The sequence below is a fragment of the Hymenobacter volaticus genome (assembly GCF_022921055.1).
GTDB lineage: Bacteria > Bacteroidota > Bacteroidia > Cytophagales > Hymenobacteraceae > Hymenobacter > Hymenobacter volaticus.
Genome location: NZ_CP095061.1, coordinates 5,180,220 through 5,205,644 on the forward strand (window position 1 = coordinate 5,180,220; position 25,425 = coordinate 5,205,644).

At 55.7% G+C, this 25,425-nt stretch carries 20 protein-coding genes and 1 pseudogene; 16 read left to right on the forward strand and 5 right to left on the reverse strand.

The annotated features are described in order from the left end of the window. Positions 1–139: 139 nt before the first annotated feature. The gene (locus tag MUN86_RS22695; protein ID WP_245120241.1) at positions 140–922 is read left to right on the forward strand and encodes a porin family protein; all 783 of its coding nucleotides are present in this window, start codon (positions 140–142) and stop codon (positions 920–922) included. A 239-nt stretch (positions 923–1,161) separates the two neighbouring features. Here the strand turns inward: MUN86_RS22695 and MUN86_RS22700 are convergent, their stop codons facing one another. Together MUN86_RS22700 and MUN86_RS22705 are read right to left on the reverse strand one after the other, a co-directional pair. Next, complete coding sequence (locus tag MUN86_RS22700; protein WP_245120242.1) at positions 1,162–3,156, reverse strand: vWA domain-containing protein; 1,995 nt, start codon at positions 3,154–3,156, stop codon at positions 1,162–1,164. A gap of 164 nt (positions 3,157–3,320) precedes the next feature. After that, positions 3,321–5,543 carry a beta-1,3-glucanase family protein gene (locus MUN86_RS22705; RefSeq protein ID WP_245120243.1) on the reverse strand — a complete coding sequence of 741 codons (2,223 nt, stop codon included), beginning with the start codon at positions 5,541–5,543 and terminating at the stop codon, positions 3,321–3,323. 607 nt (positions 5,544–6,150) lie between these two features. Between MUN86_RS22705 and glyA the strand changes: the two genes are divergently transcribed. From glyA to rpiB, 3 genes are all read left to right on the forward strand, one after another. After that, complete coding sequence (gene glyA / locus MUN86_RS22710; protein WP_245120244.1) at positions 6,151–7,443, forward strand: serine hydroxymethyltransferase; 1,293 nt, start codon at positions 6,151–6,153, stop codon at positions 7,441–7,443. Positions 7,444–7,587: 144 nt separating this feature from the next. Further along, positions 7,588–8,460, forward strand: a complete 873-nt coding sequence (gene tatC / locus MUN86_RS22715; RefSeq protein ID WP_311181753.1) for a twin-arginine translocase subunit TatC — start codon at positions 7,588–7,590, stop codon at positions 8,458–8,460. Positions 8,461–8,597: 137 nt separating this feature from the next. Next, entirely contained in the window at positions 8,598–9,029 is a 432-nt protein-coding gene (gene rpiB, locus MUN86_RS22720) for a ribose 5-phosphate isomerase B (protein WP_245120245.1), read from the forward strand. Positions 9,030–9,154: 125 nt separating this feature from the next. On the opposite strand, the gene MUN86_RS22725 is transcribed toward rpiB, so the two are convergent. After that, positions 9,155–10,561 carry a hypothetical protein gene (locus tag MUN86_RS22725; RefSeq protein ID WP_245120246.1) on the reverse strand — a complete coding sequence of 469 codons (1,407 nt, stop codon included), beginning with the start codon at positions 10,559–10,561 and terminating at the stop codon, positions 9,155–9,157. 278 nt (positions 10,562–10,839) lie between these two features. Between MUN86_RS22725 and MUN86_RS22730 the strand changes: the two genes are divergently transcribed. From MUN86_RS22730 to MUN86_RS22750, 5 genes and pseudogenes are all read left to right on the forward strand, one after another. Next, the gene (locus tag MUN86_RS22730; protein ID WP_245120247.1) at positions 10,840–11,274 is read left to right on the forward strand and encodes a ribosome-binding factor A; all 435 of its coding nucleotides are present in this window, start codon (positions 10,840–10,842) and stop codon (positions 11,272–11,274) included. Positions 11,275–11,377: 103 nt separating this feature from the next. Further along, positions 11,378–12,187 carry a class I SAM-dependent methyltransferase gene (locus tag MUN86_RS22735; RefSeq protein ID WP_245120248.1) on the forward strand — a complete coding sequence of 270 codons (810 nt, stop codon included), beginning with the start codon at positions 11,378–11,380 and terminating at the stop codon, positions 12,185–12,187. Positions 12,188–12,240: 53 nt separating this feature from the next. Beyond that, on the forward strand, positions 12,241–12,618 hold the full coding sequence (locus MUN86_RS22740; RefSeq protein WP_245120249.1) for a hypothetical protein: 378 nt from the start codon (positions 12,241–12,243) through the stop codon (positions 12,616–12,618). Between the two features lie 48 nt (positions 12,619–12,666). Beyond that, positions 12,667–13,899 (forward strand): FtsX-like permease family protein, encoded by a 1,233-nt coding sequence (locus MUN86_RS22745; RefSeq protein WP_245120250.1) that lies wholly within the window; start codon positions 12,667–12,669, stop codon positions 13,897–13,899. A gap of 180 nt (positions 13,900–14,079) precedes the next feature. Then, positions 14,080–17,063 (forward strand): annotated as a pseudogene (locus MUN86_RS22750) (DEAD/DEAH box helicase). Positions 17,064–17,113: 50 nt separating this feature from the next. Here the strand turns inward: MUN86_RS22750 and MUN86_RS22755 are convergent. Continuing rightward, complete coding sequence (locus tag MUN86_RS22755; RefSeq protein WP_245120251.1) at positions 17,114–18,043, reverse strand: carbon-nitrogen hydrolase family protein; 930 nt, start codon at positions 18,041–18,043, stop codon at positions 17,114–17,116. Positions 18,044–18,195: 152 nt separating this feature from the next. Between MUN86_RS22755 and MUN86_RS22760 the strand changes: the two genes are divergently transcribed. Both MUN86_RS22760 and MUN86_RS22765 read left to right on the forward strand, forming a co-directional pair. After that, positions 18,196–18,651: an SRPBCC family protein gene (locus MUN86_RS22760; protein ID WP_245120252.1), complete on the forward strand. Its 456-nt coding sequence runs from the start codon at positions 18,196–18,198 to the stop codon at positions 18,649–18,651. Positions 18,652–18,744: 93 nt separating this feature from the next. Further along, on the forward strand, positions 18,745–19,281 hold the full coding sequence (locus tag MUN86_RS22765) for a hypothetical protein (RefSeq protein WP_245120253.1): 537 nt from the start codon (positions 18,745–18,747) through the stop codon (positions 19,279–19,281). An 88-nt stretch (positions 19,282–19,369) separates the two neighbouring features. On the opposite strand, the gene MUN86_RS22770 is transcribed toward MUN86_RS22765, so the two are convergent. After that, complete coding sequence (locus MUN86_RS22770) at positions 19,370–19,831, reverse strand: GNAT family N-acetyltransferase (protein WP_245120254.1); 462 nt, start codon at positions 19,829–19,831, stop codon at positions 19,370–19,372. A gap of 176 nt (positions 19,832–20,007) precedes the next feature. Here MUN86_RS22770 and MUN86_RS22775 point away from each other — a divergent pair, with 176 nt between their 5' ends. From MUN86_RS22775 to MUN86_RS22795, 5 genes are all read left to right on the forward strand, one after another. Further along, complete coding sequence (locus tag MUN86_RS22775) at positions 20,008–21,195, forward strand: class I SAM-dependent rRNA methyltransferase (protein WP_245120255.1); 1,188 nt, start codon at positions 20,008–20,010, stop codon at positions 21,193–21,195. Between the two features lie 290 nt (positions 21,196–21,485). Continuing rightward, positions 21,486–22,982, forward strand: a complete 1,497-nt coding sequence (crtD, locus tag MUN86_RS22780; RefSeq protein WP_311181758.1) for a 1-hydroxycarotenoid 3,4-desaturase CrtD — start codon at positions 21,486–21,488, stop codon at positions 22,980–22,982. Positions 22,983–23,096: 114 nt separating this feature from the next. After that, complete coding sequence (locus tag MUN86_RS22785) at positions 23,097–23,780, forward strand: carotenoid biosynthesis protein (protein ID WP_245120256.1); 684 nt, start codon at positions 23,097–23,099, stop codon at positions 23,778–23,780. 95 nt (positions 23,781–23,875) lie between these two features. Continuing rightward, positions 23,876–24,487 (forward strand): TetR/AcrR family transcriptional regulator, encoded by a 612-nt coding sequence (locus MUN86_RS22790; RefSeq protein WP_245120257.1) that lies wholly within the window; start codon positions 23,876–23,878, stop codon positions 24,485–24,487. Positions 24,488–24,793: 306 nt separating this feature from the next. Beyond that, positions 24,794–25,378, forward strand: a complete 585-nt coding sequence (locus tag MUN86_RS22795) for an arylesterase (protein WP_245120258.1) — start codon at positions 24,794–24,796, stop codon at positions 25,376–25,378. Positions 25,379–25,425: the final 47 nt, after the last annotated feature.

Here is a 25,425-nt window from a genome sequence, read left to right on the forward strand (position 1 = left end):
TTCCGCTTTTGGAGGCTTGTAGCCTGGCTCTTGGCAAGGCTTCGCGGGAATTGGCACGGTTTTGTAATTACAGTTTGCAACACCGGCTTTTCTGCGACGCGCAACGCACCTCCGGTTCACAATCCTCAATCTTCCTGCTATGAATACGAAGCGACTTTTCGGCCGCCTGGCCGCGGCTACCCTTTTGTTTTCCGCTTTCACCATCTCCGCCCAGGCGCAGATTCAGCCCCACCGTGTGCCTGCCTATACCGGCAAATACACGGGCAAAGCGCAGGCCCGCTCGGTATACTCTCCTAAATCAACGAGTTCTGCCCTAGGTCCGCAGTTCGGTATTCGGGCCGGCGTAAACGTATCCGACTGGTCGGGCGACGCAGTGCAAAACGTAATGGACGTAGCCGACTTTTCCAGCGGCGCCGTGACCAAGGAAATGAAGCCCGGCTTCCATGTGGGCTTCTACGCCACGTTGCCGCTAGGCCCAAGCTTCGCCATCGAACCCGGCATCAGCTACTCCGAAAAAGGCACGAAACTGGTGGGCACCGTCCCCTTCGAGAAACTTGATTTCCTGAACGCCCGCGTGACGGCCACCTCCCGCATGGCATATATTGATGTGCCCGTGCTGGCCAAAGCCTACATCACACCTGGCTTCTACATCTTCGCTGGCCCGCAAGCTTCCTTCCTGGTAAGTAACAACGCCCGCGTAGAAGCCAGCGCCCTCGGCATCTCGGCCTACAAGCAAGACTTCGACATCAAAGACCAGTTTCGCCCCGTCGATTTCGGCATAGTTGGCGGCATCGGCTATCAGTCCACCAGCGGCATCGGCTTCAGCGCCGGCTACGACTACGGCCTCTCATCCCTCGACAAAAACAACCGCTTCGACGCGCAGAACCGCGTAATCAAAGCGTCGCTGAACTACTCGTTTTAAGGAAGGCATAGCGCTGCATTGCACAGCGGATTGATTCAAACTTAGTATGCAGTACGCTGTTGCGAGCTGCTGAAAAGAGAAAAGGCCCCACCAAAACTGGTAGGGCCTTTTTCTATAATACCAAAGGCCAGGCCGGGTAGCACGGGCAATATGCAACCGGTAGTCTGCAACCAACCGGAACTCCCGCCGCAATAGGTGAGTGAAAGTCCCAGCCTGACCCAATACTTTATTTCTGATTTTTACCGGGAGCCGTAGCCGTTCAGTGCTGGTTGCAACCCGTCCGCAATTTTAATTAAACGCACCAACTCTGCGCGATACCCCTCCACATCTTTTCCCCTTGCTCCATTCGCCAGCTGAGCTGTACTCTCGAAAGTAGCAGTGCCTCTGTACGTTGACTCCCGTAGTAGCATTCCAAATTGAGCAACAGCAGTAGCGAAACGTATGTTTTCGGAAGCCCGTTCCAATGGTGTGACTGGTCCGCGCAACGTGCGCTCAAATAACCGGCTCGTGCTGCCCAACGGCTCTTTATAACGCAACTTCACGGTCATGACGTCTGCGGAAGTTGGCGCAAGCTTATCGGAGCTGGTACTGGCTTGGTACTTGAGTTTATCAACGGTAGCGGGGGCACCGACGGGCACCACTTCGTAGAGCGCCGTGACGGTGTGGCCCGCGCCCATTTCGCCGGCGTCTTTGCGGTCGTTGTTGAAGTCTTCAGCGGCTAGGGTGCGGTTTTCGTAGCCGATGAGGCGGTATTCGCGCACCCGGGCGGGGTTGAATTCCACTTGCAGCTTCACGTCTTTGGCCAGCGTGAAGAGCGTACCGCCGAACTGCCGCACCAGTACCCGCCGGGCCTCGTCGAGGTTGTCGAGGTAGGCGTAGTTGCCGTTGCCTTTGTCGGCGAGCAGTTCCATTTTCTTGTCTTGGTAATTGCCTTGCCCCACGCCAAGCACCGTCAGGAACACGCCTGATTCCCGCTCCTGCACGATCAGGTGTTCCATGGCATCGTCGCTTTGCTCGCCCACGTTGAAGTCGCCGTCGGTGGCGAGTACCACGCGGTTGTTGCCGTTTTTATTGAAGTTTTCGCGGGCCACTTGGTAAGCCAAGCGCAATCCGGCCCCGCCAGCCGTAGAGCCACCCGCCCGAAGGTTATCAATAGCCCGTAGGATGTCGGCGCGTTTGTTGCCGGGCGTGGGCGGCAGCACGAGGCCAGCCGCTCCAGCATACACCACCAAGGCTACCTTGTCTTGGGGCCGCAACTCCTTCACGAGCAGCCGTAACCCGGCTTGCACCAGCGGCAGCCGATCTTCTCCTTCCATGGACCCCGACACGTCTACGAGGAATACCAGATTGGCGGGCGGCAGCTTATCTATGGCGACCTGTTTGCCTTGCAACCCCACGTGCACCAACTGATGCGCTGGGTTCCAGGGGCAAGCGGCTAGCTCGGTTGTTACCGAAAACGGCTCCGGGCCAGTGGGTTGCGGGTAGTCGTAGTGGAAGTAGTTCAGCATTTCTTCGATGCGCACGGCATCAGCGGGTGGGAGTTGGCCCTGATTCAGAAACCGGCGCACATTGGTATAACTCGCCGCATCGACATCAATGCTAAAGGTGCTAAGTGGGTCTTTCTGCGCGTTATGAAATCCATCTTCCTTCACGTGCGCATAGGACTCGCCTGTACCGGGCACCGGGCGCGGTGGCGCGGGGAAGTAAGGCTGACCCGGTATCGAGTTTGCGCCGCGGATTCGTACTCCCGCTATCTTCGATTTAACAGCTTCCGCTTTTTGGTTGGGCGTGCCTTGTATGCTGGAAACGCTGCCAGATACCACCTTGTCTTCGAGTGTTGGCGCGGTGCCCGATATCACTACCTCATTCAACTGGTGTACGCTAGGGGTAAGCGCCACATTTATTGTGCGGCGGCTTCCTACTTTCACTTCCCGCGTATCATACCCTACAAAGCTCACGACCACCACGCGGCAGCCCTTCGGCAACAGCAACGAGTAAGTGCCGTCTTGGTTGGTGGAAGTGCCCGTGTTTGTGTTTTTGGCAACAACTGCCACGCCAGGTAGGCCCTGCCCTGTGCTAACATCGGTTATGCGGCCGCGGATAGTTAAAGTGTCGGCTACGGCGGCTGACCGGGCTGACTTGGTGGTGTTGCGTTGGGCCTCGGCAACCGGAGCACAACCGAAAACGATACTACCAGTGGCAACCAGCAGCGGCAGGAGCAAATACTTTTTCATAACAGGCAGGGTTTGGTGAAGCAGATACCTGTCTGATGCTCCTGCCCTGCCGATTCCATATAGGAACGCAAAAAATTTTGTTGACTACGCCAGAGTAGCTTCTCCACAAAAAAGCAGGCTGCCCAACCTGTGAGCAGCCTGCTTTTCGCGCGAGCTAAGTTTGTTTATTTCTGGAAGCGGCGGACAACAGTTTGCTGGTCTTTGGTGCTGACTTCCAGCAAGTACAAGCCAGCGGGCAACGCACCAACCGTGGCCGTACCCTGGTCGAAAGCGCCGCTGCTCACCACACGGCCGCGCGTATCGAGGATGCGGTAGCGGCTACCGGCAAGCTTTAGCTCCGAACTACTCAGGTGCAGCTGGTCGACCACGGGGTTAGGATAGAGCTGAACGTCGGCAGTAGCGACATCGGAGGTTTTGGTAGCCAGGGCCGTGCGGGCACTGCTGCTTTTGGTGATGCGTACCCAATTGATATTCCACCCGCCAGTTTGGGCATAGATGCCGAAGTTGTAGGTACCGGCATTGACGGTGACGGTCCGGGATACGGTTGTCCAGTTCTGCCAGCCACCAGTGCCGGGAATCGTGGTATTTCCTAGCTGAATGGTGCCCCCGTTTAGGTCGGCCGACACGGTACCGCCCGCAGCGCCACTGGCTACACGGTACTCAATGGTATAGGTGCCCGAGGTGGGGAAGTTGATGCCGTTCCACACCAAGTAGTCGCCTTGGTCAACGAAACCCATGTTCTGGCCACCTTCGGCGCAAGCTTCCACCGTCATGCCGTTGTTCACGTTGGCGACCTCGGCTTCCAGTTGCCGGCTAAAGGCCGCGGAAGCCGTTTGCACCCGCACCGAAGTAGCCTTATCGTTCCAGTTGCCGGTCCCGAGCGGGTTGTTGACCAGGCAGCTATTGCCGGCGCTGCCTACGGTAAGGGAGGCGCCAGTGAAGTTGTCGTTTTCATAAAGCACTACCTGGTAGCCGCTGTTCACCCGGAGCGAAGAAATATCGTTGTCCAGGATGCCGCGGCTCTGCAACTGCCCTAGTGTGTAGTCGCCTACGGGCAGCGCCACGGCGGTGCCGGTGTAGTTGCAATCTTTGTAGGTGGTCGCCACGCCGCCGCTCGGGGCCGTGCCCGCGTAGCCGCCAAAGGTGGCCACCACCCGGGTTGGCTGCGGGGTTTGTAGGGTGGCAGATTGGTCGTTTACATCGTCGTACGCAAAGCCGTAGCTCAACTGATCGACGCTGATGCCGGGCAGGTGCCAGAAGCGCGCATAGTAGTTCATGGGCGCGGTTTGGTAGTAGCGGCTGGCATCGTACCAGTTCTGCTGGCCGGGGTTGGGCGTTGTGGTGTTCACTACGTGGCGGTTGATGGCGGCCGTTAGTTGGGCCTGTACCACTAGGTCGCAGTCTCCGTCGCCTACGCGGTTGTCGAGCACGCCTTTGCCCTCGAAAGCTTCTTGGGTGGTTGGCTTTCGAGCCACCACTCCCGTACGGCCCGTAAAGGCCCCCGACTGCCCCACCACGGTGAGCCGCCCGTTGCTGATGCGCCCCTTGAACACGCCTGCGTTGCCGGCGAAGAAAATCAAATCCTCGTTCACGTACTTGCTCCAAATAGCGTCGATGTACGAGCCGAAGTAGTTGCCATAGGGGCCGGGCGTGGTGCCGTTGGTACCATCGTAGAAAGCGGCCGTTTTGGAAGGGAAGGTGATTTCACCGGTGGTGTTGTTCACCGTACCCTGAAACTCAGTGGGCACGTTGGCTTTGTAAGCCGCCACAATCTCGGCGTGCGACTTCAACTCGCCAGTGCGCTTCTGGTAGCCATTGCCGAACAGCTCCAGGCCCATCGGGTACTTGTAGGAATCCACGCGGGTGGTGTTGCCGAAGAAACCGAACTGATTGTTGGTCAGCTCAATGAATTCGTACAAAATGCCGCGGTTGGGGTCACTCGGATTTTGCGCATTGGGCGCCGCATAGCCCGAGGGTGCCCCCGTCGAGCCGTAGAAATAGAAGTACAGTTGCTGCCCCTGCGCAATGAATACCCGGCAACCGGCAATGTAGGGCAAGGTGAACGTCTTATTCGGTATGTCGCTCAGCCGGAAAAAGCAGCTTGCGTAGCGCGAATTCTGCCCCGGCCCGGTATTGCCATTGTAGGTGGGCCCGAGCACCGTGTTGTACGACGAATTCATGGGGAGCACTTGGCTGGTGCGCGGGTCTATCCAGACGTGCTGCCCCGCAGGGTTTAGGCCCACAATAGCCACGTACAGCGTGTTGTCGGCGTAGGGCGAGTTGTTGGCTATGGTAAACGGAATGCTGCCTTGGGCCAAGCTGCCTAAGGGCAACAGCCAGGCGCTCAGCAGCAAAACCAGAATAGAAAGCAGAGTAAGCTTTTTCATACGGGTACGAGTTGTGGTGGGAAGAAAGATGGAACAGGGCACGCAGGCTGGTCTCGCCCCGGCGGCAGACGAAACCAGCATATACTCTGTGCTCTACAGCAGCACGACGATGAAAAAGCAGGTCCTACCCGCTCACATTCAGCCAATTACCTTACAGTCAAGATGGCTGTATCAACTACTACAGTATTCTGTGCGGCTGCGCATCGATAGGACATTGCCAAGGTAATAGGGTTCAACCGGAAACAAAAGGCTGAAAAAAGTTAGTGTTATTGCTCGCCGTTCGGCATCTGCTCACTTACATCACACTGCCGCAGAGCTTGCTATGCATTGTATCCATCGATTTTCAGCGCGCCGTACCATTGCGCATAAGCTGCATCGGTGTGAGCGTAACGCTTAAAGCACACGTGGCCGGTGGGTTACACCATCAACAGACAACAAAATCTTGTAACATTTCCCAGCGGAGCCCGCCGAGCAAATCGTCTTCGTGCCTCTCGCTTCTTGCTGCGTTAAGTGGTGTGCGCCTCAACGTGGAAGCCACCGCACGTACTTCTTTTACCGATTGCCTCGCAGCTTGGCAGTTCCGGGCGGTGGGTGTACCTTTGAACTTATGGAAACGCAAGCCCCAACCCTGACCCAAGACACCGCCATCTTCAACCTGATTCAGCGCGAAAAAGAGCGGCAAACCCATGGTATTGAACTAATTGCTTCTGAGAACTATGTTTCGGAGCAGGTGATGCGGGCACAGGGCTCCATCCTAACCAATAAGTACGCCGAGGGCCTGCCTGGCAAGCGCTACTACGGCGGCTGCGAAATCGTTGATCAAATCGAGCAATTGGCCATCGACCGGGCCAAAGAATTGTTTGGCGTGGAATGGGTGAACGTGCAGCCCCACTCCGGTGCACAAGCCAACGCCGCCGTCATGCTGGCTGTCCTCAACCCCGGCGACAAAATTCTCGGCTTCGACTTGAGCCACGGCGGCCACCTCACCCACGGCTCTCCCGTCAACTTCTCGGGCAAACTTTACAAGCCAACTTTCTATGGTGTGGAGCCCGAAACCGGCCTCATCGATTGGGAAAAGGTGAAAGAAACTGCTCGTCGCGAACAGCCCAAGCTCATTATCTGCGGTGCCTCGGCCTACTCCCGCGACTGGAACTACCAGGCGCTGCGCGAAGCCGCCGACGAGGTAGGCGCTCTGCTGCTAGCTGATATTTCGCACCCTAGCGGCTTGATTGCCAAAGGCTTGCTCAACAACCCGTTCGACTATTGCCACATCGTCACGACGACCACGCACAAGACGTTGCGCGGCCCCCGTGGCGGCCTCATCATGTTAGGCAAAGACTTCGAGAATCCGTTTGGCTTAAAGACGCCGAAAGGCGAACTGCGCATGATGTCGGCTTTGCTGGACTCTGGCGTATTCCCTGGCACCCAAGGCGGCCCCTTAGAGCACGTTATCGGCGCGAAGGCCGTGGCGTTCGGCGAAGCACTGAGCGACTCCTATACCGAATACACTCAGCAAGTGATTCGTAACGCCCAAGCGCTGGCCAAGGGCTTCACCGACCGGGGCTACCAAATCATTTCGGGCGGCACCGACAACCACCTCATGCTGATTGACTTGCGCAGCAAAGGCCTCAGTGGTAAGCTGGCCGAAAACACGCTCATCAAGGCCGACATCACCATCAACAAAAACATGGTGCCCTTCGACGACAAGTCGCCCTTCGTGACCAGCGGCATGCGCATCGGTTCGGCAGCCGTTACCACCCGTGGCCTGCGCGAAACCGACATGGCCCGTATCGTCGACCTGATTGATGACGTACTAATGCATAATGACGACGATGCTTACCTGCTGCGCGTGCGCGGCCAGGTGAACGAGTGGATGCAGCAGTTTCCTCTCTTCGCATAATATCGAGTACCTGAGTAGCGGAATAACTGAGTATTCACACCAAACCGAGGCTTACTACATCTTAGGAGCCTCGGATTTCGTTTGTGCAATACGCTTTGCTTTTCGGCTTGCTCAGTTACTTCGCTACTCCGTTACCTTTCCCCCGTGGATCAACAACATTCCTCTTCCGGGCACCCTGTGATGGGGCAACAGCAGGAAATGTCTTTCATTGACCACTTGGAGGCCCTGCGGTGGCATATCATCCGCTCGGCTATTGCCATTGTGGTGTTTACTACGGCTGCTTTCCTAGCCAAGGATTTCCTATTTCACGACCTGATTCTGGGGCCGTCGCGCGGCGACTTCTGGACCTATCGGGCCTTCTGTCGCTTCGGCCAGTGGATTCACGCCGAAAGCTTGTGCATCGGGGAGCCAACCTTCGATTTGCAGAACCGCCAGATGAGCGGGCAGCTTACCATGCACATCAGCTCCTCGTTTGTGGTGGGGCTGGCGTTGGCGTTTCCCTACACGTTTTGGGAAATCTGGCGCTTCGTAAAGCCGGGCCTTTACCCGCACGAGCAAGCCAACTCGCGCGGGGCTGTGTTCTTTGTGTCGATCTTGTTTATCATCGGGTTGCTGTTCGGGTACTTCATTGCCGCCCCCCTCAGCATCAACTTCCTGGCATCCTACCAGCTCGACTCCACGATTGAAAATCAGATCGACCTGCAGAGCTACATCAGCACGCTCACAACCATGAGTTTGTCGTGTGCTTTCGTGTTCGAGTTGCCAATGATTGTGTTCTTCTTGGCTAAAGCCGGGTTGATTACACCCGAAATCATGCGCCTGTACCGCAAGCACGCTATTGTGGTCATCCTCGTTATTGCGGCCATCATCACGCCTCCTGACATTTCCGCGCAGATCATCGTCACGATTCCGATTGTGCTGCTCTACGAGCTAAGCATCAACATTGCCCGCGTCGTGACCCGCAACCGCACCAAAATGCTCAACGACCGACTCGCTCAAAACGGCGGCGTGAGCTAGATGAACACAGATTCCGCCCAATGAATGTGGGGAATGTCAGAAAAGATGGGGCTCGTGCCCTGCTCGATTCTCGCATTCCCCACATTTTTGTAGTGCCTCACTCAACGAGTTTTCTTCACTTTCCTCACTTCCTCCCTATGGACACCATTGCTCTAGGCTCCGACCACGCCGGCTTCGAATACAAGCAGATGCTAGCCCAATGGCTGCGCGATAATGGCTACGAAGTCCGTGACTTCGGCACTCACTCTCCAGCCTCGGTAGACTATCCCGACTTTGTGCACCCGCTGGCCGAAGCCATTACCAGTGGCGAACTGGAACGGGGCATTCTGGTGTGCGGCTCTGCCAACGGCGTGTGCATCACGGCCAACAAGCACCGCGGTGTCCGGGCGGCTATTGCTTGGGAACCGGAGTTGGCTTCGCTGGCCCGTCAGCACAACGACGCCAACATCTTATGCGTGCCTGCCCGCTTCATCAGTGAGGAAAACGCCCGCATCATTGCCAACCAGTTTCTGACAACCGCTTTTGAAGGCGGACGCCACCAAACCCGCGTGAGCAAAATTGACGGATAAGTATAGGGTACTAAGCTTCTGGAGAACTGCGAGTTGCAATTCAAAACCCCGTCCGTTATCCTAGGTTAGCTTAGGATAACGGACGGGGTTTACTTTATCTATCGCACCTAGTACGCTGCCTCACTTCAACTGATAGACCCGCGGGTATTGGTGGGCTGGTAGCGGCCGAAGATGGCGGGCACCTTGTATTGCAACTCCGCCAGGCGGTTGGTTTGGTCGATGAGGACAGTGGGCGGCGCGGCTTCTAGGTTGCGCGCTAGGCGGTAGACTGCGGCATATTGGCTGAGATGGCCGAAGTCGGCTTGGGCGAGGCGCCAGTCGAGGTAGGGCGAGCCAATGGAGTTGGTGAGATACGGGCGCAAATCGGCACCGAGTACCAATAGCCGCTGCCCCCGTAGGTTGGCGTATTTGGGGTTGGGCTGCACGGCATACCGAGTTTCGGCGGGGAAACGCAGAATACTTTCCAATTGCAGCAGTTCGCGGTAGCGCAACCCTACTACGCAACCAAGCAGCACCAGAAACAGCACATCAACCACCCAAGCCCGCGGGGACTTCTGCCACAAGAAGTAGCTGAAATAGGTGAGCGGCGGTAAGATCAACCCGAATGTACCCGGCGCTGTGCCGCGGCCCGCCGCCATCATCAGGATGGCCACCAGCAGCCAGACGAGCATCAACTGCTGGAACTTCACCTGGAACACCAATCCGAGCGAGGTAGTGAAGGAACGGGCCAGCCCTAGCAACAGCACGACCCCAGGTAAGATCAACAGGCGCCATTGCAACGGCAGCGGCAAGCCATCGGCCCCCATGACGAGGCCACTGAGTGAAGGCCGCAAATGAAACTGCCGAAAAAAGGGCAGCGCATCGTTGTAGAGGAAGAACGTAGCCACCACTGCATACGGAAACCCGAAGCCGCAGAGCAGCAGCAGAAAGCTCCGAAACGAGTTGGCCGCGAAGACAATAACAGCAAACAAGCCCACTAGCAGAAACAGCGCCAGCGGGAGGTAGCATAGCGCCGCCGCTCCAATCAGAAACCCGGCCCGAAACAGGCGACGGTTGTCATAGCCCTCACGGGAAGTAGGCAGTAAGGCACTAAAGCCGAGAATGATGAACGTGTGCCCAATCAGGAGCGGCGACAACGTATCGAGGTCTGTCGTGACGCTGGCTAGCACCAAATACGTAAGCGCCGCGAGGTAGCCGCGCTCGGGGTGCACATCGGCGCGGTTAAGCACGAAGTTTAGGCGTAGCGCCTGAATAAGCAGCAGCCCCAAGGCCAAAATCCGGTAGAGCCACAACGGTCGGGAAGCCACCACGTCGAGGGCGGCAAACAAGGCAGCCGACAGCGGCGCCGTGGCATCGTACAGGTCGCGGTAGAGCAGGCCGCCGGCGTGTAGCCGTTCGCCGATGAGCATGGCGCGGAGCTCGGCCATGGTTAGCGGCACGCCCCACCACACCAACGGCAGCCGCACCGCTAGCACCAGCAGGAGCAGCACCACCAAGCGAGTAGGCAACGGACTTTTAAAAAACTGAAGCACTAGTTAAGTGAGAAATGACGAGTGAAGGAGGAAGTAGCTGTAAAGGAAAACTGCCCACAGGATACCAGAAAGTTTGGCAGTAAAGCTACGTTCATCTCTTGTAGTGTGCGTATGATAGCAACTCCGCATTCCTGTAAGCTCCTTCGCTGAGGTGCAGTAAGCCAAGGAAGTTTTCACAGAGGGTAAGTACCTGAACCATCCGAATTTGCTTCTTGTCTAACTCCTGCTTTTCGCTCACCCAAAAATCTGTCACCTAATCACCTACCTTTGCATTTCTTATGGAAAGTAAACGACAGCAAAAAGTATCCAGCTTGTTGCAGCAAGAGCTGGCCACCGTGTTTCAGCGCGACCTGCCCCACTTATTTCCGGGCCTCGCACCGGGTATCGTAGGTGTGCGCGTCTCCCCCGACTTAGGCGTGGCCCGTGTTTATTTGAGCCAGTTGTTGGCGCGCGAAGGCAGCGGCCAAGAGATGCTGGATTTGGTGGAAGACAACCACAAAGAGATTCGGCAGGCACTGGCCAAGCGCATTCGCCAACAGTTGCGCATCGTGCCGAACCTGGTGTTCTTCCTCGACGATTCTGCTGCGTACGCTGCCAAAATGGACCAAGTGCTGAGCCAGCTCGATATTCCGGCCGCCGAACCCGAGGCCGACGACCAGCCCGACGCCGAAGCGCCCAAACGCCCTAAACTCTTCACCGACGATAGTGAGTGAAGAGGCAAGTTGTGAGAGGTTGTGAATTTGGCTTTTATCAGCGCGTCAAATTCACATTCTTCTCGCTTCTCACCACTTCGCCAATTCACAAATTCTCATTCCCTTGCATTACGATCCGATAAAACGCTCTTTGGGCGAGGTTTTCAACCGCACCCCACTGCTGCGGCGCTTGTTCTATCATCTGCTCGATTTGCTGCTGCTGCGTACTTGGCACGTGCACCGGGAACTCCGTCAGTGGGCCAAAGGCCGCACCACCGAGGCGCTTAACATTCTGGATGCCGGATCCGGCTACGGGCAATACACCTACTGGCTGTCGAGTATGAGTGCGAAGTGGCACATTCTGGCCGTTGATGTGAAAGACGAGCAGATTGCCGACTCCAACAAGTTCTTCCGCCAGATCGGGCGGACCAACGTGCAATTTGCGGTGCAGGATTTGGTGCTGTATCAAGAGCCCAACACCTTCGATATGGCGTTGGCCGTGGACGTGATGGAGCACATTCTGGAAGACGTGGAAGTGTTTCGCAACGTGCACGCCTCCCTCAAAGACGGCGGTATGCTGCTCATCTCTACCCCCTCCGACCAAGGCGGTTCCGACGTGCATTCCGACGACGAAACCAGCTTCATTGAAGAGCACGTGCGCGACGGCTACAACATCCACGAGATACAGCAGAAACTGCGCACGGCCGGCTTCGAGCGGATTGAGGCTCAGTACAGTTACGGCGAGCCCGGCCAGATATCGTGGCGCCTGAGCATGAAGTATCCTATTCTGATGCTTGGCTACTCGAAGTGGTTTTTCGTGCTGTTGCCGTTCTACTATCTCATCACCTTCCCGTTCTGCTTGCTCCTCAACTGGATGGACGCCAACACCAAGCACGACTCCGGTACCGGCCTCATCGTGAAGGCTTGGAAATAGACCTTTTGCGCTCGGCAGCGTATCTTCGGGCTCCAACTCGCTCCTCCTCCCTCATGGCTGATCCGTCTGAACTCACGCAAATTCTTCAGCATCTTACCACCCAATCGGCGCAACAGGCACAGCAGATAGTGTTGTTTTCAGATGCTTTGGAACGCAATACCAACGTACTGGAGACGGTGGTAACTGTACAGAATCAGATGTTGGATCAGATGCAGCTCATCTATGAAGAGCAGCAGCAGTTTAACCGTAATCAATTGGCTTTCAATAGCCGGCAAGAACAGTTTAATAGCCGGCAGGAGGAAACGGATGCTATTCTGCTTTCGGAGTTGCGAGAAATCAAAACGGACTTGCGGGAGTTGAAAAACGTAGTACTTAACGACCACGAGGAACGTTTGCGCCGCCTCGAAGAGTTTATGCGTCGCGCTAGCTAAACAGTTTCATCTATTCTAATTTCTTAAGCTCCACCCCGTACGCCCCGCATGGACGTTCCCTTGCTCATTGCCCGGCGTTATTTTCTCTCGAAGAAGAAGCGCAATATTATCAGCATCATTTCCAACATCTCCATGATTGGGGTGGCGGTCGGAACCATGGCGCTGGTCATTGTGCTATCGGTATTCAATGGGCTCGAAGACCTAGTGCGCACGCTCTACGGCAAGTCGGATCCTGATTTACTGGTGACGGCTGTGCAAGGCAAGTCGTTTCCCGTCAATACCAAAATGCTCGATGACTTGCGGCGCATTCAAGGCGTCGGTTTGCTTACCGAAGTTATCGAAGACAATGCCCTGCTTCAGTACCACGACCGCCAGATGGTGGTGAAGATGAAGGGGGTTTCGGAAAACTATTACACCCAAAGCCGCATCGATTCGGCTATTGTGGAGGGCGACCACCGGCTGCTGCGCGGCGGCGACGAGCCGTACGCACTGTTGGGAGCCGGCGTGCAGCATGAGTTGAGCATTGCCCTCAACAACCGCTTGGCCCCGTTGCACCTCCTCTATCCGCGCAACACGGGCAAGAAGACGCTGTCGATGAATCCGGAAAACGCTTTCACCGAGCAAAGTATCTTGGCTGGTGGCGTTTTCCTGATCGAGCAGCACATGGACGACAGCTATATCTTTGTGCCCCTCGACTTTGCCCAGAGCCTGCTACAATACGGCAACCGGCGTACCGCCTTGGAACTAGGCGTAGGCGATGAGCACGATATTCAGGAAGTAAAGGCGCTGGTTAAAAAGCAACTTGGCAGCCAGTTCCGCGTCCTGGACTCCGATGAACAACACGTGAGTTTGCTGAAAGCCATCAAGGTGGAGAAGATGTTCGTGTTCATCACATTCGCCTTCATCTTGCTCATTGCTTCGCTCAACATCTTCTTCTCGCTCTCGATGCTGGTTATCGACAAGCGCAAGGACGTCGCCATTTTGCTAGCGATGGGTGCAACGCCGCTCAATATTCGGCGCATATTCCTGCTTGAGGGCGCTATTGTCGCCTTGGTGGGAGCCGTTACGGGTCTGGCGCTCGGAGTGGGTATTTGTTGGGCTCAGCAGACCTTCCACATCGTGAGTATGGGCATGGCTACCAGCGTGGTAGATTCATACCCGGTGAAGATGCAGTTCTCGGACATCGCTCTTACCGGACTGGCCATCATCTTCATCACGCTCACGGTTTCTATTCGGCCAGCGCTGAACGCGGCTAAAATAGACGTACGCGAGAATTTATAACATTTCTTAGGCAAAAACGGTAGTTTAGACCCCGCAATGGGTTTTTAGCTAATACTTTACCTGTTTTGTCTATTTGACAATGTAACTATTTTCATATTTAATTTTATTTTTTGCGTTAATCCGCAATATTTAACCTCTGTAATTACTTTTAAAGCTTCAATTTGTTAGATACTCATCTTTATGAAGGTTTCTACTTCTCAGCCTTTCCAGATTGTTTATTCGCTGCTAGAGCACGAGTATCTAGGTTATCTATTTGAATCTTACGTAGTCCAGCGCAACGCCAAGGGCCAGCTTACGCTTCAGCACCAGACGGTTTCTAGCAAGAATGCCCCTGAGTTTGCTGACGGACTTGACCCGATTGATTTCGAGTTGATTGCCTTAACTGATCAGATTCAGCAGGACGCCGTTATCAAGGAATTTTCAACTAAGAAGACTACCCCGCCGATTTCTTCTTGAAAGTATTTGATCCGGACAAGGGCGACAAACCGTTACAAGATGAGATTTGCCGCTATGTGCAAGAACGCATGGGGCAGGTTCTGGCGCGGCTAACGGGCAAGCTAGTTTTCATCATGGGTAAGGACGGTGAGCCGACTTGGCACGAAATCGGGCTTGCCAAGGAAGCTGCATCCATCTTGTTTCACTTCCGGCGCAACGACGACAATACGCACTATTTCCCCACTATTCAGTATCAGGGGCAAAAGCTTGATTTCCAGTACAAAAATGCCGTCATCGTCTGTGAGCATCCCGCTTGGCTGCTGCTCAACGATGTACTATATTACTTCCGGCACGAAGTGGACGGCAAGAAGCTGCGCCCGTTCCTGAATAAGAAGTTTATCGTCATTCCGCGGCAGGTAGAAGACAGCTATTTCCAGCGTTTCGTAGCACCGCTGGTCGAGTCGTTTGATGTACACGCTCGTGGCTTTGATATTCGTTCGGAGCGCCATGTGGCCTTACCGCACCTCACGTTTTCGGACGTGCCCACGGCTACCATCGTGGCGGAAGAAGAGCGGCGGCGCCCCACGGCGGGTCCCGGCCGCCCCCGCTCCACCAGCTCCGACAGCCACATGGCTGTAGCCGGCGTGGCTGCCCCCTCCGATCATATTCACTTCGACCTCTCCTTCCGCTACGGCAACTACACCGTGCACAACGGCCACGACAAGCGCGTGTGGGTGCAGCTAGAGAAGAAAGAAGACAACTACATTTTTCACCGGTTGGTGCGCAACCTCGACCGGGAGCAGGAAATCATCCGGGAGCTGGCCGACCGCGCCTTAGAGGTGCGCAACGGCCGGGCCGTGCTCGAAAAAGCCACTGCTTTCCGTTGGCTGCACCACAACTCCGACGAGTTGGCTCGCCTCGGCTTCACGGTGCAGCAAGGCAGCACTTCGGGCAAAGACTACTTCATAGGCGCCGTGAGCGTAGAGGTAGGTATATCGGAAGCCAACGACTGGTTTGATGTGCGCGGCACCGTGCGGTTCGGCGACTTTGAAATACCGTTTATCAAGCTGCGGCCCTACATTTTGCAGCGCCGCCACGAGTACCGGTTGCCCAACGGCCAGATAGCCATCATTCCGGAGGAGTGGTTTACGCAGTACCTAGAGCTGTTTGCTTTTGCCGAAGAGCACGAGCATACCCTCACGCTGCGCAAGCACCACTTGGCCCTTGTATCAGACCTGCAAAACGGCAACCTAGCTACGGTGGTCATCAGCCGCAAGCTGGAGAAGCTGCGCGGCTTCGAAACCGTGGAAGATCAGCCGATGCCCATGGGCTTCCGGGGTGAGCTGCGGCCCTATCAGAAGGCTGGCTACAACTGGTTGCACTTCGTGAAGGACTACCACTTTGGTGGCTGCCTCGCCGACGACATGGGCCTCGGCAAAACCATTCAGACGCTGGCCTTGCTGCTCCAACGCAAGGAAAGCGGCGAAGCAGGCGGTGCAGCTTCGTTGCTGGCCATGCCTACTTCACTGGTGTACAACTGGTTGAGCGAAGCACAGAAGTTCACGCCCACACTGCGCATCCTCACGTACACCGGCACCTACCGCGACAAAAACGTTGAGCAGTTTGCCGATTATGACGTGGTGCTGACCAGCTACGGTATCGTGCGCCTGGACGCCGAGCTGCTGAAGACCTACAAGTTCGATTACGTGATTCTGGATGAGTCGCAGGCCATCAAAAACCCAAGTTCTACCACTTCGCACGCGGTGCGGGGGTTGCACTCGCGCTACCGCCTCATCCTGACCGGTACACCCGTCGAGAACAGCACGATGGATTTGTGGTCGCAGATGTCGTTCATTAATCCCGGGCTGTTGGGGACGCAGGCGTTCTTCCGCAAGGAATTTCTGAAGCCCATCGAGAAGGGCAAAGATGAAGGCAAAACGCGCAAGCTCCACGCGCTTATCAAGCCCTTTATTCTACGCCGCCACAAGGCTCAGGTAGCCCGCGAGTTGCCCGACAAAATCGAGCACCTCAGCTACTGCCCCATGACCGAGGAGCAGCAGCACTGCTATGAGGAAACCAAGAGCTATTACCGCAACAAGATTCTGCAGAACATCGAGGAGCACGGCACGGCTAGCACGCAGTTTATGCTGCTGCAGGGCCTGACCAAGCTCCGCCAGATTGCCAACCACCCCCGCATGGCCGACGAGGAATATGCGCACGAGTCGGGCAAGCTGCGCGAGGTGATTCGCATGATCAAGAGCGTGGTTTCGGAAGGCCACAAGGTGCTTGTGTTCAGTCAGTTCGTGAAGCACTTGGATATTGTGCGGGCTTCGTTGGACGAGCGGCAAATCGAGTACGCTTACCTCGACGGCAACACCCGCGACCGGCACAAAGTGGTAACGCGTTTCCAGGAAACCGAGGACCTGCGCGTGTTTCTTATTTCGCTGAAAGCTGGTGGGGTCGGCCTCAACCTCACCGCCGCCGACTACGTGTTCATCCTCGACCCGTGGTGGAACCCCGCCGTGGAAGCCCAAGCCGTCGATCGTGCCCACCGCATCGGGCAGGAGCGCACGGTATTCACCTACAAGTTCATCACCAAAGGCACCGTCGAAGAGAAAATCCTGGCTTTGCAGCACAAGAAGATTCAGCTCGTCACGGACCTAATAACCACCGACGAGGCCATCATCAAAAGCCTCACGAAGGAGGATATTGAGGAGCTGCTAGGATAATGGTACCAGGCGCTGACTAGCTTAACACTAATCAGCGCCTATTGCTAGGACTAGGATGTAGTGGACTGTGTTGGCGGCTGGTTTACCACGGTTAACTGGAATACATCGTTGCGGGAGTAGTGTCCTACGCAGTCGAAATCCAGCTTGCTTTTAGCGAGCACCGAGGCATCGACTTCAGCAGTTAGCAAGCCTTCTTGGTCCCACAACGGACCCGCCAGGATTTCGCCCATTGGGGAGATAATAACGCTGCCGCCGCGGCTCATGATGTCGGGTTCGTCTTGCAAATCCCCTTGATAACGTTCGGGGTAGTCGCTTTTGCGCACGAACTGGTTGCTGGCCAGCACAAAGCAGCGGCCTTCCAAAGCAATGTGCTGCATGGTGGCTTGCCACGAATCACGAGCGTCGGCGGTGGGTGCCAGGTATATTTCGATGCCTTTTTGGTAAAGCGCTGTGCGGGCTAAGGGCATGTAGTTTTCCCAACAGATAAGCCCGCCAATCCGGCCTAATTCGGTGGCAAAAGTTACGAGGGTGCTTCCGTCGCTTTCACCCCAGATATAGCGCTCTAGCCCGGTGGGTTTAAGTTTGCGGTGCTTGCCTAGCAGGGCTCCGTCTTTGCCAAAATACAACAGGGTACAATAGAGGGTCCCTCCAATTGGCTCTCTTTCGGTGATGCTCAAGGCCACGAATAGGCCCGCTTGCCGGATAGCTTGCTGAATACGCGCCAGTTCTGGTGAGTCTACCTCTACGCTGTTTTGCCAGTAATCCAGCCACATGGCGCGGCCTTTATCAGTGCGCCGCCCGACAATGGCTTCAAAGGTTAGCCCCCGCGGGTAGCAGGGAATAAACGACTCCGGGAAGAGCAGCAACTCGCAGCCAGCCTCAGCGCCTCGCTGAATCCAATCAATAACTATGTCCACGCATTTCTTTATATCGAAAAGCGCCGGTGTGGCTTGTATAACCCCTACTTTACAATTTTTCATGAAGCAGACTATTGGGTGCAGCCTAAGGCAAGGGAGCTGACACGCGAAAGTACGTTTCAATGCTCTCCCTTTCAGCCCTATTCTGTGCATCAATCTGTTATATTATTTGTAATAATCTCAACCAAGCTTCTCGCTTGAGGGTACTGCTATGTATGCAACTCTACCTTCGCACGCACGTAGCCGCTTCACCCGCTCAAGTTTCTGCTGGTTTCACACAAGAGCTATTTCTGGCCTTGGCCCCGCCGTTCCCTCCATTCCGCCTACTGCGTTTTGATGGATGCCACCGCGGCGACCAAGTGCATATCGAGCTCGGCGCAGGACCATTGCGGCGGCGCTGGACTTCGCTCATTACGGAGGATGGCACTATGCCCGATGGCACGCATTATTTCGTGGACAAAGGCCAAGTGTTGCCGGCACCACTCCGCTATTGGCAGCACCGGCACCTGATGCAGCCTGCACCGGGTGGCGGCTGCTACATAGTAGAGGACATTGAATTCCGTACGGGACTTGGCTTACTCGACCGGCTTTTATACCCCGTGATGTGGGCGCAATTCGCTTGGCGTCGCCCGATTTACCGGCGCTGGTTTGGGTCGGCAAGTGGGCGCTAGCCCATGAAATTAGGTGAAGCGTGGCATTGTGGGCACCTCTGCCGTATATGCCTAAGTCAAGCGGCGTATATTGCTTGGAATCTGGCTTTGCTTATGCACATCTGTTTCACTTCTGCCCGCCGCGTGCGGCCTTTTCGGCGCTTGTCTGCTGCTTTGCTCGTGTTGGCTTTTACGGCTAGTTGTAGCAGCACTCAACCAGCTTATCTTTTCCGGCCGGCGGCACCTTCGTTAACCACTCCACCTGCTAAGGCGGAAGCAGAAGAGGTAGCTGTGGTAGAACCAGAAGCGGCAACGGTGCCACCAAAAGCTATGGTCTCACAACGGCGCCAGCGAATCAAGCCTCGTCAGCTACGGCAGGCTTTGCGCTTGGCAGTTGCGCAAAGTTTGGTTAGAGTACAGACAGGCGCAAAGCTAAATCGACCTGCTACACAAGCCGTGCAACACAAAGCGGAGGTATCACGCAAGCCAACAGAAGTAGGCTTAGGTACAACCGTATTCGGAATACTAGGCTTCTTGGCGGTGCCTATCGGACTTATTGGGTTGGCGTTGGGTGGTGGGCTCGTGTGGGGCATTATTGCTGCGGCCGGCGCACTAGCTATTCTTATTGCCTGGATTGACCCATTTGCATAAGCCAGACAAGAGCCTTTCTGTCAGGAAAAAACATACTAAACGTCTCATTGTGAGCGAAGCGCATGTTGGCACTATAAGTTGCTCACCGTTACAAATCGAGCGCCATCTTCACGTCAGTTCGCTGGTAGGGGCTAGTTGGGACGGGCACGTTGCGGAAGCCCAGCTTGCGGTACAAGGCCAGCGCAGACATTAGGCGCGAATTTGAAAGCAGTTCGAGATGGTGAGCACCCAACTGACGAGCTTTCTGGATAGCAGCCTGCCCCAACGCATAACCTATACCGAGACCTTGCGCAGCCGGCGATACGGCCATCTTGGCCAACTCGAATATACCGTGGCCTTCGTTGAGCAGCGCACACGTACCAACCAGCTGGCCCTCGTGCTCGGCCATGAGAATAGCGCCTCCGGGCGCCAGTATATAGCGCTGTGGCTCATCAAGCATCTGATAATCGGGCGCTTCCATGACGAAATACTGCGTTATCCACTCTTCGTTAAGGGCGCGAAACACCGGTTGATGGGCCGGTTTGTAGTCGAGGATTCGGACGGTATACATGATGAGCTACTATATTCTTCCCTGCTTTTGGGTAGGCAAGCAAACCCGCTGCTTGCCGTTCGCGGTAGACCACCGATTTGCTAGGTAGTCTTTCCCAAAGGAATAGCGGTAGTTGGAGAAGGCCAAATGGCTTTGGCGTACATTTGCGTTTTCTTGTTTGTTTGATTTCCCGCACCATGCCCGCTACCGTCACTCTTAAGCCCGGTAAAGATCAGTCTCTTCGTCGTCGTCACCCGTGGGTGTTTTCCGGGGCCATTGCTCGCATGCAGGGCGAGGTGATAGAAGGCGAAGTAGTGATGGTGCAAGCTGCCAACGGCGAAATACTAGGCATGGGCCATTATGCTCCCGGGTCTATTGCCGTGCGCATGCTGGACTTTGGTCCTGCTGCCCAACTGCCCGACGCCGGCTTTTGGGAATCTCGTATTCGGAATGCCTACCAGCTCCGGCAGGGCCTGGGCCTCACGGGTACCGGCACCACCAACGTTTACCGCCTCACGCACGCCGAGGGCGACGGCCTGCCCGGCCTTATCATTGATGTGTACGGCGACGTAGCCGTGGTACAGGCCCACAGCGCGGGCATGTACAAGGCCCGACCCCTCATTGCGGCTGCCTTGCAAACCGTGATTCCCAACCTCCGCGCCATCTACGACAAGAGTGCCGAAACGGTACCCGCTAAGGCCGCGCCCGGAGCGCAAAACGGCTACTTGTTCGGCGAAAGCTCCGGCGCCGAGCATATCGTGCAGGAAAACGGCCACCCCTTCGCCGTGGATTGGGAAACCGGTCAGAAGACTGGCTTCTTTATCGATCAGCGCGACAACCGCAGCTTGCTGGCCCGCTACGCGCCCGGCCGCCGCGTGCTCAACACGTTCTGCTACACCGGCGGCTTCAGCTCCTACGCGTTGCAGGCCGGCGCCGAGCTGGTGCATTCCGTGGATTCCAGCAAGAAGGCCATCGAGCTAACCGAGCGTAATGCCGCCCTTACCGGCCTCGAAAGCAAGCACGCCGCCTATGCCGAAGACGTATTTAGCTTCCTGAAAGCCAGTGAAGAACAATACGACCTTATCGTGCTCGACCCGCCTGCTTTTGCCAAGCACCTTTCGGCCCGCCACAATGCCCTGATGGGCTACAAGCGCCTGAATGCGGCTGGTATCAAACAGATTGCACCGGGTGGGTTGCTGTTCACGTTCAGTTGCTCGCAAGTGGTATCAGCTGAGTTGTTTGAGGGCGCTGTGTTGGCGGCGGCCATCGAAGCTGGTCGACCTGCCCGCATCCTGCACCGCCTTACCCAACCCGCCGACCATCCCGTGAGCTTGTTCCACCCGGAGGGCGAGTATCTGAAAGGCTTAGTGCTGGCTGTGGAGTAAGAGCCGCACTCATATTAGATAAGGGAGCTAGCTCAGCCCTTATATTCATCTGAGTTAAAAAAATGGGTACGAAGCATTATCTGAATTCAGATGGCTTCGTAGCCCAAGCAGACCGTGTCCCTGAAGCGCAGTAGCTCAAGCAAAACCTTGGTTTATGTGTATTCTAGCAGCTCACCGATTTGAGACTCAGCAGAACGTAAATTGGCTCAACACATTTTGATTTGTCTCCGTCAAGAATAAAGTGGGCTTTGCGGGTTGTAGATATAACAAGTCTATCTTAAGTGAAATCTGTGGCCCGCAATAAAAACTACGTTTCTCCTTCCTCTCAACCCGTTGCCGTCGTTGGGGCGGGCATAGCCGGTATTGCTACGGCGGTTCGGTTGGCCGTGCGGGGGCACCGCGTTACGGTATTTGAGGCGCAGGAATCGTTTGGGGGCAAGATGCACCAATTAGAACTGCCTGGTGGCTACCGGTTCGATGGGGGGCCGTCGTTGTTTACGCTACCACACCTCGTCGATGAGCTATTTGAGTTAGCTGGTCGTAATCCCCACGACTATTTCCGTTACCAGCGCCTCGACCCTATTACGCAGTACTTCTTCGCCGATGGTACCCGCCTCACGGCCTGGGCCGATGAGCAGAAGTTTGCCGCCGAAGTGGAAACCAAGCTTCAAGTACCGGCCGCCGACGTGCTGGCTTTTCTTGCACGCAGCCGGCGTTCCTATTCAGCTACGGCGGGCACGTTTCTGCAAAAGTCGTTGCACCGGGCCAAGACCTACCTCAGCCCCGAAGTGCTGAAAGCACTGGCCGCTGTGCCGCAGCTGGGCTTGCTGGAAACCATGCACCAACGGCACCAGTCGGCTTTCCCGCAGGATGCGCGCCTTGTGCAGCTCTTCGACCGGTTTGCCACCTACAACGGTTCCGACCCGTACCAAGCACCGGCCACGCTCAGCATGATTCCGCACCTAGAGCATGGGCTGGGTGCATACTACCCGGAAGGCGGCATCTATGCCATTGCGCAAAGCTTGGTTCGGCTGGCCGAAGAGTTGGGCGTGCAGTTTCGCTACCAAGAACCCGTACTGGAAATCCTGACGGCTGATGGCCGTGTAACCGGTGTCCGGACCACGCAAGATGTTTATGATTTCGGGTTGGTAATCAGCAACATGGATGTGGTGCCTACGTACCGGCGCTTGCTGCCTACACAGCCCGCACCGGAGCGCACGCTAAGCCAACCCCGCTCGTCTTCGGCCCTGATTTTCTACTGGGGAGTGGCACGGCGGTTTACGGAGCTGGGGGTGCACAACATCTTTTTCTCGGAAAACTATCAGCAGGAATTCGAGGCCATTTTCCAGCAAAAGACGGTTAGCACCGACCCAACGGTGTACGTCAACATCACGAGCGGGCACACACCCACCGATGCGCCGCCCGGCCACGAAAACTGGTTTGTGATGGTGAACGTACCCCATAACCAGGGGCAGGACTGGCCGGCCCTTATCAACCAAACCCGACAAGCCGTGCTGGCACGCGTAAGTAAAGCCCTTGATACTGACGTGGCGCCGCTCATCAGGGCCGAGCACGTCTGGGACCCGCCGGGCATTGCCGAGCGTACGTCGTCGTTTGGCGGGCCTTGTACGGTAGCTCCAGCAACAACCAGTTGGCGGCTTTCCTGCGCCACCCCAACTTTTCGCGTAAGTTGGAAGGGCTGTACTTTTGCGGCGGCTCGGTGCATCCCGGGGGCGGCATTCCGCTTTGCCTGCTTTCTGCCCGAATCGTTTCTGACTTACTTATGAGTTAAGAACTCTGTGCTCTGGGTTGACTTCGTGCTGCTCTTGTAGCCGTACACGTTTGAGTTAAAAGTCAATTCAAAATTCTCTGTTTGAGATTCATAATCCATTTTCTTTTTCATGCCTGACCCGACTCAACAATATTTGGCCCCGGCAGCAACACAAGTAAGTGCCCAACAACGGCGGCTACGGATTGCGCAAGGGGTGCTGCTTCTGTTTCATATCACGGGCTTCTTGGGGCTGGGTTTCTCTGATAACCCAGCCTTCTACTTGCAATTCGTACCCTTGAATCTGTTGCTCACGGTGGGGTTGTTGCTGGCATTTCAGCCCAACCGCAGTGTGGCGTTTGCGTGGTTTTGCTTGGTAACAGCGGCTGTCGGCTTCTTTGTGGAAGTAGTTGGCGTCCGCACTGGGTTGGTATTCGGCTTCTACAAATACGGTCCTACCTTAGGGCCACAGTGGATGGGTGTACCGCTGCTAGTAGGCGTTAACTGGCTGATGCTCACGTACACAACCGGTGTTCTGACGCGCTACCTGCCGCTGCCAGCTTTTGGGCGCGCGTTAGTGGCTGCCTTGCTCATGGTAGGGCTCGATGCTTGCCTAGAGCCCATAGCCGTGCGCTACAACTTCTGGCAGTGGCGCTTCGATGTTATTCCGCTTCAAAACTTCAAGGGATGGTTCGCGGTATCTCTTATTCTGCAAGTGTTTTTCAACCGCTCCGACTTCGTGAAGCGCAACGACTTAGCCCCCTTCGTGTACATGCTGCAGCTGCTTTTTTTCTTCGGATTGGGGCTTTTAGACTAGTTGGGTATTGAAAAATAAAACCAGTTAGGAATACTATTTGCTTGTATTAGCAGCGTTAGTAACGAGTTGTATTCCCACCCAACCCAATTTGTTCTATGGAGCAAGTAGTACTCCATCAATTACTTGATAAAGCAAATTTACTGTTCCGGTCTGTAGGGCTAGGATTGGTACACGAGGAGCAACTAGCCGCCGCCCTCGACCTCGATTTAGCAGCGTTTCGCTTTCAGTTTGGTTCTAAGGCTGAGTTGATAACACAGGTTGTTCGACGCAACATAGAGCGGCAGCGGTACGAGCACGACCAGTTGTTTGGCAACTTGGGTACGCCGGTGGAATGTTTGCTGGCGTTGCTCCATCATAGTCTGCACGAGCTTCGCCGGTCTCCCCACTACGATTACCATGTGATGCGCGACCAGTATCCGCAGGCTTGGGAAACTGTTCAGCAGTATTTGCAACAGTATTCGTATCCGCTGCTGACCCAGCTGTTGCAAGAAGGCATTGTGGAGGGACAGTTTCGCGCTGACCTCGATGCCCCGTTTATTGCGCGTATCATGCTGGCGCAGTTTAGTCTCATCGTAAACGAGGACGTTTTCCCGCCCGACCACACCAATCTGGCCGACGTGTACCGCAACATCTTCTTCTACTATGTGCGCGGCTTATGCACCGAGGAAGGCGTTCGGTTGGCAACTACGCACTTCGCACGCATGTAGCTCTCTCGTTGTAGGACAGACGTACGTTTTATTGCAAAAAGACCTCGGGCCCGGCCTCTTCGTGAAGTCGGACCCGAGGTCTTTTTGTAGGGTATTAGAAGCAGGTCGCAACAGGAACCTGCAACGCCGCCTAGCCGTTTGTTTTGTAGCACCTAGGCAGCGTCGGCGACCCCGCATTCCTAGGTTTCTTCCCGCACCATCTTCGCTTTTCACTTTACTGCTTGGCAGTTGCTTTGCCTGAGCTGGCATGGCTGCTTGCGCTAAGTGCTGCGCGTTGCGCAGGTCTTTCCACTGCTTTTCTTTTCTATGCAAAACATAATTTTCTTCGGTGACAGCCTGACGGCCGGCTATCAGCTACCCGCCAGCGCGTCCTTTCCGAGTGTGCTCCAGCAGCGGATTGACTCGCTGGACTTACCCTACAAGACTTTTAACTACGGCGTAAGCGGCGAGACTAGCGCGGGCGGCCGACTGCGCCTTGCCAGCGTGCTGAACCGCCAACCCGTTGATGTATTCGTGCTGGCGTTGGGCGCTAACGACGGCCTGCGTGGCATCCCGGTCCGCGAAACCACCCAAAACATGCAAACCATCATCGACCAAGTAAAGCTCAAGTACCCGGAGGCCCGCATTGTGCTGGTGGGGCTGGAGTTTCCCTTCGACTTGGGTCCGTTAGGTGGCCACCGTATGGCCCGTTATGCACTCGAATTCAAGGCTTTATTTCGTGAATTAGCCGAGAAGAACAGCGTGCCTTTCGTGCCGTTCTTGCTGCAAGGAGTAATCGGACGCCGCGAGCTAAACCTCCCCGATGGTGTGCACCCCAATGCCGCCGGCCAGAAGATTCTGGCGGACAACGTATGGGCAGTCTTGAGCGATGTACTAGCAGCTAAGGTCTGAAGCCAACGAAAAGACTAGTGGCTAAAGAACTGGCTTCCCTTGTTTCA

Excerpts from the sequence above, each read along its gene's own strand:
- MUN86_RS22700 (WP_245120242.1), bottom strand. The coding sequence starts at position 3,156 with ATGAAAAAGTATTTGCTCCTGCCGCTGCTGGTTGCCACTGGTAGTATC.
- MUN86_RS22760 (WP_245120252.1), top strand. The coding sequence starts at position 18,196 with ATGCAACTCTACCTTCGCACGCACGTAGCCGCTTCACCCGCTCAAGTT.
- MUN86_RS22795 (WP_245120258.1), top strand. The coding sequence starts at position 24,794 with ATGCAAAACATAATTTTCTTCGGTGACAGCCTGACGGCCGGCTATCAG.
- MUN86_RS22785 (WP_245120256.1), top strand. The coding sequence starts at position 23,097 with ATGCCTGACCCGACTCAACAATATTTGGCCCCGGCAGCAACACAAGTA.
- MUN86_RS22790 (WP_245120257.1), top strand. The coding sequence starts at position 23,876 with ATGGAGCAAGTAGTACTCCATCAATTACTTGATAAAGCAAATTTACTG.
- MUN86_RS22730 (WP_245120247.1), top strand. The coding sequence starts at position 10,840 with ATGGAAAGTAAACGACAGCAAAAAGTATCCAGCTTGTTGCAGCAAGAG.
- MUN86_RS22705 (WP_245120243.1), bottom strand. The coding sequence starts at position 5,543 with ATGAAAAAGCTTACTCTGCTTTCTATTCTGGTTTTGCTGCTGAGCGCC.
- MUN86_RS22695 (WP_245120241.1), top strand. The coding sequence starts at position 140 with ATGAATACGAAGCGACTTTTCGGCCGCCTGGCCGCGGCTACCCTTTTG.
- rpiB (WP_245120245.1), top strand. The coding sequence starts at position 8,598 with ATGGACACCATTGCTCTAGGCTCCGACCACGCCGGCTTCGAATACAAG.
- MUN86_RS22740 (WP_245120249.1), top strand. The coding sequence starts at position 12,241 with ATGGCTGATCCGTCTGAACTCACGCAAATTCTTCAGCATCTTACCACC.
- MUN86_RS22755 (WP_245120251.1), bottom strand. The coding sequence starts at position 18,043 with ATGAAAAATTGTAAAGTAGGGGTTATACAAGCCACACCGGCGCTTTTC.
- MUN86_RS22765 (WP_245120253.1), top strand. The coding sequence starts at position 18,745 with ATGCACATCTGTTTCACTTCTGCCCGCCGCGTGCGGCCTTTTCGGCGC.
- MUN86_RS22770 (WP_245120254.1), bottom strand. The coding sequence starts at position 19,831 with ATGTATACCGTCCGAATCCTCGACTACAAACCGGCCCATCAACCGGTG.
- MUN86_RS22775 (WP_245120255.1), top strand. The coding sequence starts at position 20,008 with ATGCCCGCTACCGTCACTCTTAAGCCCGGTAAAGATCAGTCTCTTCGT.
- MUN86_RS22745 (WP_245120250.1), top strand. The coding sequence starts at position 12,667 with ATGGACGTTCCCTTGCTCATTGCCCGGCGTTATTTTCTCTCGAAGAAG.
- glyA (WP_245120244.1), top strand. The coding sequence starts at position 6,151 with ATGGAAACGCAAGCCCCAACCCTGACCCAAGACACCGCCATCTTCAAC.